Origin of the sequence: Synechococcus sp. N19, assembly GCF_900474045.1 — a bacterium.
Lineage (GTDB): Bacteria > Cyanobacteriota > Cyanobacteriia > PCC-6307 > Cyanobiaceae > Parasynechococcus.
In genome coordinates this window covers 15,866-29,447 of sequence record NZ_UCNR01000008.1, presented here as the reverse complement: position 1 = coordinate 29,447, position 13,582 = coordinate 15,866, and the positions used below count along the sequence as shown (strand labels likewise).

Sequence of the window (13,582 nt, the reverse complement as noted above, 5' to 3'; positions counted from 1 at the left end):
CTGATGGTCCATATGGCTACAAGCCTTCAACGCATCTCTCTGAAAGCCGAAGAGTCAGGTCAGTTCGCAGCTGCTGTCGGCGCACAGAAGATGCTCTACGAGCTTCTTCTGCGCAGGAAATTGGACCATGAAGCCGCCAAAGCCAGTCGTCCTGGCTGGGGTTATCGACATGGCAACACCCGGTAGTGATTGGCGTTGCTACCAGGAAGTGAGGTTTGGAAATCCAATGCTTCCAGCAATCGTCGTCATCTTGTTTTTCATCGGTGCCGTTATGGCTGCGTTGAGCTTGTTTGTGGCCCACGCAATCGATGAGCACAGCAAGCACGATCTGAGGGGCTATGTCGCTTCGCTCTGGGGCTTGATTGGTGTTGGGGGAGCCATTTGTGGCTGGCAAACCTTGGAGGTCCTCGCCAGAGGTGCGTCGTTTTAGGGCACCGGAGGCTGACAGCTGCGGGAGAATACAGAAAGCACCTGCTTACCCATGACGCAGAAGAGGCTTGACGAATGGACTTTCATCAGTTCCCGGTGTTCTTTTTGAAGTCTCTTAGAGCTAACTGTAGCTGACCTAATGCAGCGCGAGCAATGTTGTAGCCGGCCCATGAGAGTGCTAAAAGGATTGGAAGTATTACAGCAACGATTCGATAATCCATACACGCAGTAATAGCTTGTGGAGGCCTTATTAAGGATATAAATCTTACAGCGAACGCCAGGATGTCTATTGGTCATAAGAGCAAATAGGTTGTAAGATTAATTCCCTCTCGCCTATCATTTGTTATATTCATATTTTACTGAAATCAGCCTCTCTGCTTGCTTAGTATCGTAAAATTTGATTTTTAAAAGAAATATCTTGCGATAAAGTTGCAATAAGCCTATAGGCAGCAAGATGATTGAGCCTAATTGGGATTACTTTATTCATGCACCCTTGGATGAGGGCGTAATTCGCTTCGAAACTAAAACAGAACGAGCACTTCATGCCAAGGTTGTAGCAAGTGAGGCCAACTGGGTGGAATATCAAACTAGTGAACGTCTTGAGAAATGGTGGCGAGCGAAAAATGACTTAGAGGCTTTTCTGGAAGGACAGGCAATTAGGCGAAAAAGAGAAACTCCATGAAATGAATCACAGATCAAGATCTGAATTAATGAACAATGTCGTGATGGCACCTATCATGATGCCTGAATAGATTATATAGCACCAAAAGTTTAGCCAAAACAATAGCTGTTCAAGCACTTGCTTATCAAATCCTTGATGTAGTTGCCATTCTCTTCCATTCTTTCTTGCGGCAATGGCTTAAATGGAACAACTTCTGGCTTGGATTGACGCTAGTGATTGGATGATTTGTGTTACTCGTGAAGTTAAGTTCGCAACACGTATGCGCAACACTAAGGCATAGAGTATAGAAAATAAAATTCTATGTATCAAGATTACACCGCTATCGCACTTCTTTTGTTGACTGCAGTACCTCTGGTAGCTGTTGCCACAACGGTTTTTTTCTATGTGCGTAGTAATGATCGGAAGACTCCACTCAAGAGAGAAGATTTTTACCGATAATTAAATCGATTTGTTTGCCTGCATCGCGTCATTATATCAATCGTGCTCAAGACCCTTGTGCTATATCTTCTGCATGCGGATTACTCAATGTGATCAAAACCAATTTGCTCAGTTGTTTGCAAGAACTTTGATTCCCTTCCAGGGGAGCTTACAAGTTGGTTGATGGAGTTACTGTTTATGCGGTACAGAGCCGAAAAATTATCTTGAAATCGACTGCGCTGCAACCAGTCTCATTTTCGGATGGACTGCATGTCATGCGGCTGGCACCGGTTCGATTAGTAATTACGCACGATAAACAGCGCGGGAATCCTCAATTTCAGTAATTGCACAGGGTTTAGACCAAGTGACCTATTGGTGTGGGCAATCGATCTGTCCAAACGACAGGCTTTGACATCGCTGATGTCACCCCGAACCAACTGCGCTGCAACTGATCCGGGGAAATCTGACAAAAGGACAAGGATTCAGCACCGCTCACAACAGTGGGTGTTGCAAGCGGTGAGAGCATTGTCAAAACCGTCGTTTCTTTGAAACTGACTGCACTGCAGTCGATTCCAGCTGACAGACGGGTTGTTTTTTGCTGTTAGTGCTGTCACCAGGCATTCGCCGCAGTGACCGGTAGGTCAGCGAGCTGGTGTCCTCAACAACTTCGCCATAACCCTGATCGCAGAGCATCTCCACGCAGGCAGCAAAGTCCTTGGATTTGTAGGTGCGCCCACCCTTCCACGTCGCTTTGGCGTGGGAGAGCTTGTAGGTCACCTCACCATGCTCTTGGCTAACCGAGTTGATGTGCTGCATGTACCGCAGCGCCCTGTCAGCAGGCTGGTTGTGGAACAGCTCTGTCTCTTGGAGACATTGATCAACGATCGCCGCTGCCGTCTGCATCAGTTCAACGCTGATCTCTTGGTCTTGACCAACCCACAGGATGTGCAGGTTGCCAGCAAGCCGAAGCGCATGGGCACCAGCTTTGCCCCACATTGCTGAAATCACCTTTGGCGTTGAGGGATCAATCGCCTTGAGATTCCGGGGCGCAAACCAGCGGTTGTAATAACGCCGGGCGTCAGCCGAGAGCTTGTAGACGCGTGGTGGTGCTTTATGGAAGCGGTCGGCGTATTTAGCCAGCACCTGGCGGGCTTTATGCAGCTCAGCTTCCTCTTCTGGGGTTTCATCCTCATCACGCAGCTTGAGCCCAACCAGCGGCACCTTCACGCAGAGCAATCGTGCAAATTTGCCGGTGGCATCTTTGCCATTGATCAGCTCAGTCAAAGCATCCGGCTGGATGTTGCCGAACACCGAAACCATGCTGGCGTCGTAATGGCGGGCACCAGCAACAACGCCGTAACTGGTGTTGCCGCCACCATCGAACAACTCCAGAAACTGCCCTTCAGCAGTGCCGCGCCCACGCTTGGTGTCAGCGTCCATTGCCCTTAGCAAGGCGCTGAACTCTTCACGCTTGATCAGTGCCCCAAGGCGTTTTCCCTCGAAGTGAGGGAGCCAAACATCAAGGGCTTCAGGCGTGTACTGCTTGATGTGCGGGTACAGCGGGAGCGGCTTAGGTGGCCTGTCTTCCTTTTTCTTGATGGCCTTGCAGTCGTGTTCCCACTGCAGAACCATGCGCTCATGATGCTCTTTGGCATCAAGGCGGATGTGGGCTGATGGCGCATCAATCAGCTTGGTGGTGTGACCTGTCTTGGACAAACCAGTTGGGCCTACTGAGGCAATAAACAGGTTCATCGGCACGCTGTACCGGGCGCTGCATTTGACGCGGTTGCCGAGCTTCAGCAGTCCGGCACAACCAACCAGAAAGATCAGCGTTGCCGTCAGGGCGTCAGCTGGATCTTCCTGATTGATCAGCTCAACAGCAGCCGCCACCATCAGGGTGACCCGCTACCGATCGGGAGCCAGCTTGCGCTGCAGGCTTAGAACGGCCTGGGCCACAACGGCCACAGCCGCCACCATCAAGCCATGCACCCAGCCCCCATCGATCCAAAGGGGATGGGCTGAAAGCAGCGATGCCGCCAGCACCATCAACACAGCAGAGGGCAACGTGAACCCTGCCCAGGCCGCCAGTCCACCAAGCCACCCGGCCCGGATCAGCCCCAGACCCATGCCTACCTGGGGACTCGAGGGTCCAGGCAACAACTGGCAGAGCCCAACGAGATCGGCATAGGCATCAGCGGTGATCCAACGCTCCCGCTGCACAAAACGCTCATGGAAATAACCGAGGTGCGCCACGGGGCCACCAAAGGAGGTCAGCCCCAACACGAAGAACTGGACAAATACCTGCAACGTCCGGGAGATCACTTGCTTGGGTGTATTTCGTCCTGTTGTTTCATAAGTTTTCCGAGGCGGGCGAGGAGGTCGGTGGTGTCTTCTAGAAGAGCGATTTCGGAGTCGTAGCTGGGATCGTGGGGGAGGGTCTCTGGCTTTTGTTGTTGCACCTCCTCCAACAGAGCAATAAAGTTGATGAACGCGGGACGCAAATCATGTAGTGCCTCGCCGATATCTGTGATGTTCATCCAGTAACGGCTGCGGCGAATGCTCACTAATCGGACCGCCAGAGAGTCCTGAAGTGCCTCGTCACTAAAGTCTGGTGGCATTGATTGTTCAGGGCAATGAGACCCTGTTGACAGCCGAAAAAATGATGCCATCACTTGGTTAATGGCATGTAAAAGAATAGATAAGAGAGTGGGTAGTGTGATCTAAGTCAAGCGATTAACGAGAATGACTATTTGTATTCACCGAAGTAGATCAGCTTCGCTTTGATGTAAGGATAGATAAAGAGCACAATCGAGCAGGTCAATGGTTCTCTGGCACAAGCGCTTCATGAAGCGGTTTAGGAAGAAGCTTGGCTTGAGCAAGTATCAGTACCTTTGGCTGACTTTTGGTAAAGGTTTACTAATAGGATACATCCTCGCTTTTCTGTTGCACCGCTAGGGACTGATCAGGGGGGTATCGGCAACATGTGATTTTTCTGCAAGTGCAGCGCCAACAAACCTAGTCCCCAAACTATGCCTGCAGCAAAAAGCTAGGACCAAAAGGGAGATCTCAAGAGAAGGTCTTGCAAAGTGCCTGCGCTTTTCGATCTGAATTTCTACGGCTTAAAGGTCAAGACTGGATTTCAGACTGATTAAGAGAACCGACTGGCCGGAGCTGCTGCCATGGTCAATCCAAACGCTGATGGCCGCGGCTGGGCAGGCGATGTAGCAGAAGAACCCAGGCGCCGTGGTGTCCTGCATCCGCCAGCTCGACCACATGACCGGCACCGGATACAACTCCCACCGCGGCCTCGGCGTACGCCGTTGAAATGCATTGGCGCATCAATCACAAATGAATGAAGAAGAGGTTTCACATCCCACACAGGAAGGTGAGCCGAGACAAACCTTCGACCCCAGCACAAAACAGCACTGCCCGCGACGCGGGTTGCTGCCAGCTCACCCACAACCGTTTCCAAGGCACCCTAGGAGTTCAAATCGAACAAGCTGATAGTCACTGCAACCGCCGACCCAAAAAATTGGAGGAGCCGTTCATGGCCCATGGTGCAGCAATTGCCTTCGGTTGACTTGCTGAGCGCATCCAAAACACCGTAATCCAGAAAATCAGATAGGTCTGGAGGATCAGCGAGGAGATCGCCCAAGCGTTCCAGGAAGAAGAGTTGAAGCAGGCAGGTGAGATGCTCTGCAAGCGGATTGATTACAGCATCAACGAGACATCTTGTATTACTGCTTACAAAAATAGGCAATTTCTACTGTAAATTGCGGCAACAATTGCAATATTAGTCAGTGTTTTGTATCTTGGAAATACTTGCTTAAGCAAAAATGATAGGACTTATCTTCTTTAGGTCAGAGGAGGATGATACAATTAATGAGCACAACCAATTCTCATTGTACTATAACATGATTTTAGATAATAAAGCGTTTGCCAAACTGAGGGAACTGCTCATAGAAGGAGGGCATTTTGAAGCAGTTTGCAATTTACAAATTTCCAGGAATAATGCATTAAAATTGTTAAAATCAAAAGTAGCAGCCGACAAGGACAAAGAGGCGGACTTTAACTCCTATACTTTTCATTGAAATGAATCATAGCTTACTATATATCAAGCAAGAAGCTGTTGATAAAACTTCTCTAAATTTTGAGATTTTGTTTTTAAGCGTAGAAAGGATGCTATGCCTTGTATCTAACTTGTACAAGCAAGAAAAAGATATCCTGATGAATGTGTACATTCTTCCTGCCGAGGAAAGCCTGATTTCAATTTCTGGCAAGGAAATAAATAATTATATAAAGCTGCTAGAAAAATCATTTAAAAAAGTTTCTAAAAAGAAGCAATCGATAAAGCTAGAAGTTGTAAGCAAAATAGACCTGGATCAATACAAAGATATTTATTTCCCGAGTCATCCTCCCAATGGAATTAGTGAAGATGAGCTTTCTGAGCATCACAACTCAGAACTCAAAAAATACTTAGAAGATGTAAGCGTACTTGCCGATAAAAAACAAAGTGGAAGTAGAATACTAAGAATATTTAAAGTTCTCCCTAACACAATTTCATTGAATTTGATTAAAGCTCATAGAGATGATTGTTATTTTCTTAAATTCTTAGAAACATTCTCTTACATGAAATGTGTTATTAATTTACCGTCATCTGGAGAGTCTCTAAGTGAAAATCAAATAGAAGATTTACTTCCGAATTCCAAGTTGACTTTAAATCACGCTGTAGTTGGTCTAGAAACATTAACACCAATGGCAAAAAAAGGCATTGCCAGTTGGCCAATAATAAAGGCAGTAACTAATAGCTTTTATATGCCAACGAACTGTTACTATTCAGCAATAGGTAGATTAACAGTCAACGACTACGGCCCAAATCAAACCAAGTATGGTTTCCGCACGGCAATACCAAGAAGAGATGAATATAAATTAGATCACGAAAAGAGAATTCTATTATTGGGTGGTTCATTTGTTTATGGCCATGGATTACCACCTCATAGGACTATTGGAAGTTATATGGAAAAAATACTAAATCACCAACATGCAGTTACTAAATATAGAGTTATTGATATTAGTGGGTGCCGAGAAACGCTTTTTGATCAAATCGTCAAATTAAATCAATTCTACTCATTGATTAAGCCTGATATAATTATACCAATAGCAGGCCTAAATGATATTCATCATATTATTAATTCACCTTACGAGTACGATGCTTACAGCGCCATGGAAGAAGCTTATCCAATTAAAGAGCATGAAAATATAAAACCATTTATCAATCATTTGAGCCATGATATTTACGAAAATATCCGATCGAAATTCAGTTCCATTAGTGGATTTGCAGAAAGTGAAGGCATGAAGTCTCTTATGTATTTACAACCATATCCATCTTTTCTTAGCCTGAAAACTCCACTCACTGCTTTTTATTTACCAAAAATCAAAAAAATGCAGGAAATATATGACTCAATTTTACTAAAATTTAGTCAAGACAGTGGCCCAATCAAGATTGGTTTGCAGGATTTTGCTTACGATCTAATAAAGGAGTATTATTATCCAACAGTATTTTTTGACAATTGCCATGTTACAAGCCTTGGCGCTAAACTTGTAGCAGAAAAAATTTGTGAGGACATAAAAATGTTATGACAAAACAAATGTATACTTTGGGGCTTTCTTACGGCTATCATGATTCAGCCGCCTGTTTTTTGGGCGTTGATGGGCAGATTGCATTTGCAGCTCAAGAAGAACGTTTTACTCGAAAAAAGAACGATTTTGCTTTCCCTGTAAATGCAATTCATGCAGGACTTAAGTATCTAGAAATTAGCACTGATCAAATTGCGAAGGTTGGATTTTATGAGCAGAATATAAAAAAAATAGCGAGAATTTGTTTGCTAAATCCAGATAATTGCCATGAATTGATTTCAAAGAGGCTCTCGTCCGATCCATGCTTTCTTAATCCCGAACAAGAAATATCAAATATCTTTGAAAATATACAATATGCTAATTGCTATCCTCATCACTTAAGTCATGCAGCCAGCTCTATCTTTCTGGATGACAGTGATCATGGCCTTGCCATTGTAATTGATGGTGTCGGTGAGTTTGATTCTACATCGATATGGACTTACGAAAATGGATTAATAAATAGAGTTGGAGGCACCCAAATTCCAGATTCAATTGGACTTTTGTATGCAGCAATAACATCATTCCTAGATTTTAGAGTGAATGATGGCGAATATAAAGTGATGGGCTTGTCGGCTTACGGGAAACCAGAATATGCCGAGAAAATCTGGAATTTAATTACGATTAAGGACGACATTGAATATCCTTTCGTAATCGATCAGCTCCATTTAGATCTGACAGGAAACTCATGTTTGTTATATCGTGACTCATTGCAAGATTATTTGGGTATAAATGAGCTAAGGCTAAATAATAAAAAGACTTACGATGATCTGACAAGTGGTGAATTTGAAAAATATGCAAATCTTGCTGCTTCCATTCAAATTGTAGCCGAAAAAATGGTTCGTCACGTATTTAGCCTTTCAATCAAAGCTTATCCAAGTAAAAAAGCGCTCTATTATAGTGGAGGTGTGGCATTGAATTGTGCGATAAATAAGTCATTAATGCGAGATTTTGGTGAGATTAATATTCAACCTTCCTGTGGTGATGCTGGTGGTGCAGTAGGTGCCGCATTCTTGGCCCATTACGAGTTTAATGCAAGCAATACTAGTTGCTCTTCATTTCATAGTAGCGAATTCAATAATCATAAGATTGTGAAACCTGCTCAGAAACAAATTGCCTACCTCGGCGCTAGTGTCACCCAAGAAAGTGCAAATAAAGCAATAGAGAGCAAGTGCTTAAAGAACTATAAGTGTTATAAGACTACTGAACAGATGGTTTCCGATGCTGCAAAAGTCATATGCAGTGGGAATATAATTGGATGGGTTCAGGGAAGAATGGAATGGGGCCCTAGATCCTTAGGTGCAAGGAGCATCCTGGCCTCTCCAGTTGGTTCTGAAACTCAAGCAAAAATCAACCAGGCAATAAAATTTAGAGAATTGTTCAGGCCATTCGCACCAGTGATGCTCAAAAGTTTTTATAAAGACTTTGTGCATAGCAATGAAATTCAAGAACCGGCTGTGGCTCATGCATATATGCTATCTGTAGTTGAATCATCGCAGAAAGCTCAAAAACATTTTCCAGCATGCATTCATGTTAACAAAACAGCAAGGATACAAATTGTTGACGACAATAGTGACCTGGAAATTGCTTTGCTTTTGAAAGGCATTAAGTTGCTTGGGCATGATCCTATTTTGTTGAATACTTCATTCAACCTCAAGGGTGAACCTATTGTTTCGAGTGCAGAAGAGGCGTTTGGTACTTTTTGGTATAGTGGACTTGATTATTTGTATCTAAGTAATTATCGGATCGGCAGGGATAGTTTTTAGGAAATGGTCGAGCCAATTTGGGTGCCTAGTGGGTGTCGTCTTCGTCCGAGTCGACACCGTGAGCATCGATTTGGGTAGTGTTCAGCCCCGGGAGTGGAGGGTTTGAAGGGTTTTTCCGCTTCGGGTTTTCCCCCTTCTTTGAACTCACTCCATTTCTCTCCGCGTGAAGCGGTGGAGAAAAACTATTCACACTGTTCACCCCTGATTGAGACCCTGCTGCTGGCGCTGGATCTGGGGGTGGAGGGTTTTGAGTTGAACCGTTCACGGGTGAAGGGTCCAACCGTTCATCGGAGCCCGTCAGGCCGAAGAACAGCGCCAAGTCGAACTCGCTCATCGGGCTGATTTCATATCGATACCCGGTGTTGGTGAGGCATTTTGCCAACGGCAAGCGGGAACCCTTCACGCCTTTGGGAGCCGTCAGCTTCCGCAGCTTTCGACCGAAGTTCGTTTGGTTCAGAACTCCGCTGCGGCGTTCATCGGCGCACCATTCCTCGTATCGCCGAAATAGCTTCTTGGCGGCGATATCATTGATGCCGTCGGGGTAAACCTCGATGAGGAACTTCAGCCATGGGTTCGCATCCAGCTGCGCCTCGATGGACGCCTCGCTGATGCTGGCGATGCGACCGGCAGAGTCGAACGCCTCCCTGATCTGATCGAGCGATAACGACCAAGCCCACTGCAGGATCCCTGGCAGCTCAGCGCGGAGCTTTGCCTTGAGGCTTGGATCCTTTCGCTGGACCGACTGCGCGATCGAGAGACTAATGATGCGCCGCTGCATCCCCTCGACGCCTCCCACATCGGAGACCCCGGGCAGATCGTTGAAGAATCGCCAGAACACCACGCCGAGCCTGGCGTCAGCCCTGTTTTGGAACTTGCGCCAGACCTGCACCGGCTCGTTGGAAACGATGCTGTTGAACTGGCCTGGATCTTTAACGACACCGCTGGAGTCGTAGTCGATTGCGGCCTTCTTCCCTTGCAGCGCCAGCATTGAATCGGGGTCGCCGATCATCTTTGGCCGCAGGGTCGTGGCACCATGCCCGCCGCCGCAGAGTGCGCGGATCACGTCACCGATCACTCCCTTCCCGCAGCCTTTCGGCCCTTCAAGGTCGAACGCTTTCTCGAAGGGGAACGGCGCATCCGGCTTCTTCGGTTTGATTGTCCAGCCGAAAGCCGCTCGGAATACTTTCGCGGTGTCGGCGTCGAAGGTTTGCTGGATGAACTCCAGCCAGCGTGGGCACTTCGCTGAGGGATCCCAGCGATATGGGAACGAGAAGGTCAGGCGGTCGCTTGGATCGTGGCCTGGGCGAAGGATGTTGGTGTTTAGGTCGAGCGTCCCGTTGCTGAACGCCGCCAGGTTGGTGCCGTCCCAATCGTTGTGCTGGAGGTAGGTCTCAACCTCGGACAGGATCTCCGCCATTCGGCGCCCGCGACGGTGAAAGTCGTGTTCATCCATCAGCTGGTGGAGTAGGCCGAGCAGTGGTTGTTTCCCCTGCACCACCTCCCAGTGCTTGCCGTTGAACGTGAGGGTCCCGCGCGTGGGATGGATGGCGTACCGCTCCTTCAACACGGCGACGAAAGCCTGAGCGATGTGGTGCGTGTTGTCGGCTTCGGGGTTCCAAAAGATGGGCGTGTCGCCCTTCCAATGGACGGCTGCCCTGGCCACCTTCAGCTGTCGCCTGAACGCATCGGCACCGTGCCGAACAATGAAATCGTCAGCGCCGTTTTTCTCCCCGTTCAGCTCTGACGGGAGAAACACCACGTCGGGAATGTGCCCGCCGAGCCCTGGATCGTCAGGATAGAAATCGCCAACGATGTGCTCGGTCAGGTCTCGCAAGGCGTCAAGGACCTGGGGCTTGATCACGACATCGCTGTCGAAAACGATGCGGACGGGCCGCCTCCAGTTGATCTCCCCCAGCTCTGGGATGGGGGCTGACGTGCCGCTGCGTTTATCCCTCCAGCCGTAAACACCGGTGAGCCCAATGCAGGGAAAACCATGCGCGGTAAGGCTGTCGGCCTTCTTTTCCCCTTCGGTGATGAGAAGAGGCTTGGTCCCTCCCAGGTATCCCTCGGGGAGCAGCGGTGAAAGGTACGGGCGATTACCCGCGCCGGAGGGCGTCAGGTATTTCGGATCTGACCCTGGCTTTAGTTTCCGGCGGACGAATGGAACCCCATCGCCGTAGGTGTATGGCTGGCCCTGGGGGTCGAGATAGGGGATCTCCCACCCACCATCGGCATTGCAGCGATAGTTCAGCCGCGCAGCGGTGGAGCGGTCGATGCCGCTGGCCGCCAATTCCTCGAACGGAATCATGGCCACCTCCGCTCTGGGCCACGGATTGGGCCACACCAACCCCTCAAGGCCATATAAACGTCAGTCTCTGAAGGGTGTTTGGGTTGTTTGCGCGACTGCCCCAATGGCAGTGGGTCACCTAAATTGGGCTCATCCTTGGCAGGGAGTGAGCGCCACGCAGATTGTGTGGGGCTCATTTTTATGCCCCCACCTGTTCGCGGATGACCTCAGCGGCTTTGCGCTGGATCATTCCCCTCCAGGCCAACTTGGCGCGCACACCATTCACCTCCCAGGTGATGGCGCTGTTGCTGCTGAAGCCCACTTGGTAGTGAATGCCCTCCTCGAGGACGTCACCACGTAGGAGTTTCAGGGTTCGCTCTGAAACACCGCAGGCGATCGCAGCCTGTGGCGTTCGAAGCCAATGTTCTTCGGGCATGGGAAGGCACACGTCTGGTGTTGTGTGTCAGCCCCCATCTCTTTTCAACGGAGCTAACGCAGACCTTCCCGGGTCCTTTGTTCTTTCGGCAGTACCGCCAGACCATTGATGTATTGGGCCTGGGCAACATGCTTTCTCGCGAAAGCAACGGCCATCCTTGGTAAGGGGGACGAGGTCAGGGACCAGTTGCACCGTCACGCCCCTCAAAGAGTGGGCTCTTTCGCGGTGGTCGGCGAAGAGGCGTTCCGCGGCAGCAAATCACCGGAGCGATTCACAACGGGACGATGACACATGTCATACCACGGCGCAACATTTTCACCAAGCGATAACCACCCGCCATCCTAGCAGTTTCAGGCAGATTGTAGGGCTTCGTTATACTTCTTGCCAGCTTCTTCCAGCTCCTTTCTGTTTACCCAACTCGAATAATATTTGAGATGAGTTTCGACGCTGTGGCCCATGAAAGCCGCTGCCTGACTGTAGTGAAGCGGACGACTTGAATATTTATGGGCGCGCCATGCCCATCCGTGCCGCAATCCATACGGTCGCAATCCTGGATTCCTCTTAACTAATTCCTGCCAGGGTTTGTATCTCTGAAGAATTTGAGCGTAAGCAGCGCCCACCTCCCGGTAGCTGTTGCGCTCGGCCACCTTATCGATCTGATTTTTTACGGGACGGGGAAGGCCGATTCGTCCAGAACGGAATAGTTGAGCAACCCTGCGGGCTTCGCCGGGCTGACCCTTCAGGTCGAGGCCCAGGGCGAGGCGCTCCTCCTTCTCTGCCCCGCTCTGCAAGGCGCGAACGTCCCTCTTCAGCTCTCCGCCGACGCAAACGTCTCCGTTTTCATCGACATCGAGGAGGCAGATCTCACCTTCCCTCAACCCGAAGAATCCGAGCAGCGCGGTCATCAACCAAAGCTGCTCCTTGCCATCCTCGAGCATCCTCTGGAGCAGCCACTCGAAATCGTCAGGCATCAGAGGGATGGTCCGCTTCTCTTTCTTCTGCCCGGTGGTGGGAGGGCTGCCCACCAGCTCCTGACGCTTGGCCGTTGACAAGGGCATCCACCGCGCCGGGAATCCCAGGTCGTCGCAGCAATAAAGGAGAAGGGCGGAAACATCTTGCAGTTGGCGCTTACGGCCTTGGCCGCCGGGTGGGCAATCCGCAAAATGCAGCGCGGCGTAACGGCGCATCAAACCTGGACCGTCGGTGACCCTGGGCTTGCTGGCCATCACCTCCCGAACACGCCGCAGCCGGGTCCGCAGATCACTGAGGGTGCTGCTGCGCCGATTGGATCGGGACTCGAAGAATCGATCGCAGGCCGCGCCCCAATCCACCTGCTTGATGGCCTTGGTGGTGCCGGTGCTGTGGACGGTCAGCTCAGCGCGCGCGGCGACTGCTCTGTCCCAGTCCATACCTCCATCGAGATATTCCCGGAGCTGGGCCACCGCCTCGAGCATCAGCCGGGCGTTCTTGCTGGCCCAGATGCTGTCGAGCTTGGTGCTGCGCCTGGAGCGGTCTTCCAGAATCTGAACGAGCTGGGCCCGGCCACGGCTTTCCCTGAGGCTCCAGCCCGTGCCGTGCTCACTCTTCAGCGTGCGGCGCAGAGCCTGCTCCCAGACGGCGACTGGCTTTTTCTTCTGCTCCGCCACTGTGGCCCAAACGCTCGGGTGTGGCCCAAATGGTCACGACACGCCATGACACGCTTGGACAGTGTGTGGCCCAAATCTGGCAGACCTCAGCTGTAAAGCTGTTTCTGGGCAGTGATTTCAGTCCCTTATGGAAACCAGCCGAACGTATGACCAACTGCCTTCTAAGCAGTCGGTCGATGGTTCGAATCCATCAGGGGGCGTCAGCAAAAGCAACGGTTCTTGGCGAAAGCTGGGAGCCGTTTTTAT

Annotated in this window: 10 protein-coding genes, 1 tRNA gene and 1 pseudogene; 5 read left to right on the top strand and 7 right to left on the bottom strand. The window is 49.8% G+C overall.

Annotation, left to right across the window (positions count from 1 at the left end):
• Positions 1-127: 127 nt before the first annotated feature.
• A complete protein-coding gene (locus DXY02_RS12820) occupies positions 128-430 on the top strand; it encodes a hypothetical protein (protein ID WP_206749626.1) in 303 nt (100 codons plus the stop codon).
• A gap of 85 nt (positions 431-515) precedes the next feature.
• On the opposite strand, the gene DXY02_RS04415 is transcribed toward DXY02_RS12820, so the two are convergent.
• Complete coding sequence (locus tag DXY02_RS04415) at positions 516-650, bottom strand: photosystem II protein Y (protein WP_114988213.1); 135 nt, start codon at positions 648-650, stop codon at positions 516-518.
• Positions 651-883: 233 nt separating this feature from the next.
• Here DXY02_RS04415 and DXY02_RS12115 point away from each other — a divergent pair, with 233 nt between their 5' ends.
• The gene (locus DXY02_RS12115) at positions 884-1,111 is read left to right on the top strand and encodes a hypothetical protein (protein ID WP_137024399.1); all 228 of its coding nucleotides are present in this window, start codon (positions 884-886) and stop codon (positions 1,109-1,111) included.
• A 945-nt stretch (positions 1,112-2,056) separates the two neighbouring features.
• Here the strand turns inward: DXY02_RS12115 and DXY02_RS04410 are convergent.
• From DXY02_RS04410 to DXY02_RS12425, 3 genes and pseudogenes are all read right to left on the bottom strand, one after another.
• A pseudogene (locus DXY02_RS04410) lies at positions 2,057-3,847 on the bottom strand (chromate transporter).
• Positions 3,847-4,092, bottom strand: a complete 246-nt coding sequence (locus tag DXY02_RS04400) for a hypothetical protein (protein ID WP_206749625.1) — start codon at positions 4,090-4,092, stop codon at positions 3,847-3,849. Before DXY02_RS04400 ends, DXY02_RS04410 begins: the two are co-directional and overlap by 1 nt.
• Positions 4,093-4,711: 619 nt before the next feature.
• A complete protein-coding gene (locus DXY02_RS12425) occupies positions 4,712-4,867 on the bottom strand; it encodes a hypothetical protein (protein WP_170951472.1) in 156 nt (51 codons plus the stop codon).
• A 753-nt stretch (positions 4,868-5,620) separates the two neighbouring features.
• Here DXY02_RS12425 and DXY02_RS12110 point away from each other — a divergent pair.
• Together DXY02_RS12110 and DXY02_RS04385 are read left to right on the top strand one after the other, a co-directional pair.
• Complete coding sequence (locus DXY02_RS12110) at positions 5,621-7,168, top strand: SGNH/GDSL hydrolase family protein (RefSeq protein ID WP_137024394.1); 1,548 nt, start codon at positions 5,621-5,623, stop codon at positions 7,166-7,168.
• Positions 7,165-8,967 carry a carbamoyltransferase C-terminal domain-containing protein gene (locus DXY02_RS04385; RefSeq protein ID WP_114988209.1) on the top strand — a complete coding sequence of 601 codons (1,803 nt, stop codon included), beginning with the start codon at positions 7,165-7,167 and terminating at the stop codon, positions 8,965-8,967. The genes DXY02_RS12110 and DXY02_RS04385 overlap by 4 nt, the downstream gene beginning before the upstream one ends.
• A gap of 25 nt (positions 8,968-8,992) precedes the next feature.
• Here DXY02_RS04385 and DXY02_RS04380 read toward each other — a convergent pair whose 3' ends face one another.
• The 3 genes from DXY02_RS04380 to DXY02_RS04370 all read right to left on the bottom strand — a co-directional run bounded on the left by DXY02_RS04380 (position 8,993) and on the right by DXY02_RS04370 (position 13,144).
• Entirely contained in the window at positions 8,993-11,275 is a 2,283-nt protein-coding gene (locus tag DXY02_RS04380; RefSeq protein WP_137024392.1) for a DUF3854 domain-containing protein, read from the bottom strand.
• A 178-nt stretch (positions 11,276-11,453) separates the two neighbouring features.
• Positions 11,454-11,690 carry a hypothetical protein gene (locus DXY02_RS04375; RefSeq protein ID WP_137024390.1) on the bottom strand — a complete coding sequence of 79 codons (237 nt, stop codon included), beginning with the start codon at positions 11,688-11,690 and terminating at the stop codon, positions 11,454-11,456.
• Between the two features lie 350 nt (positions 11,691-12,040).
• Entirely contained in the window at positions 12,041-13,144 is a 1,104-nt protein-coding gene (locus tag DXY02_RS04370; protein WP_206749624.1) for a site-specific integrase, read from the bottom strand.
• A 312-nt stretch (positions 13,145-13,456) separates the two neighbouring features.
• Here DXY02_RS04370 and DXY02_RS04365 point away from each other — a divergent pair.
• Positions 13,457-13,536, top strand: a tRNA-Arg gene (locus tag DXY02_RS04365).
• Positions 13,537-13,582: the final 46 nt, after the last annotated feature.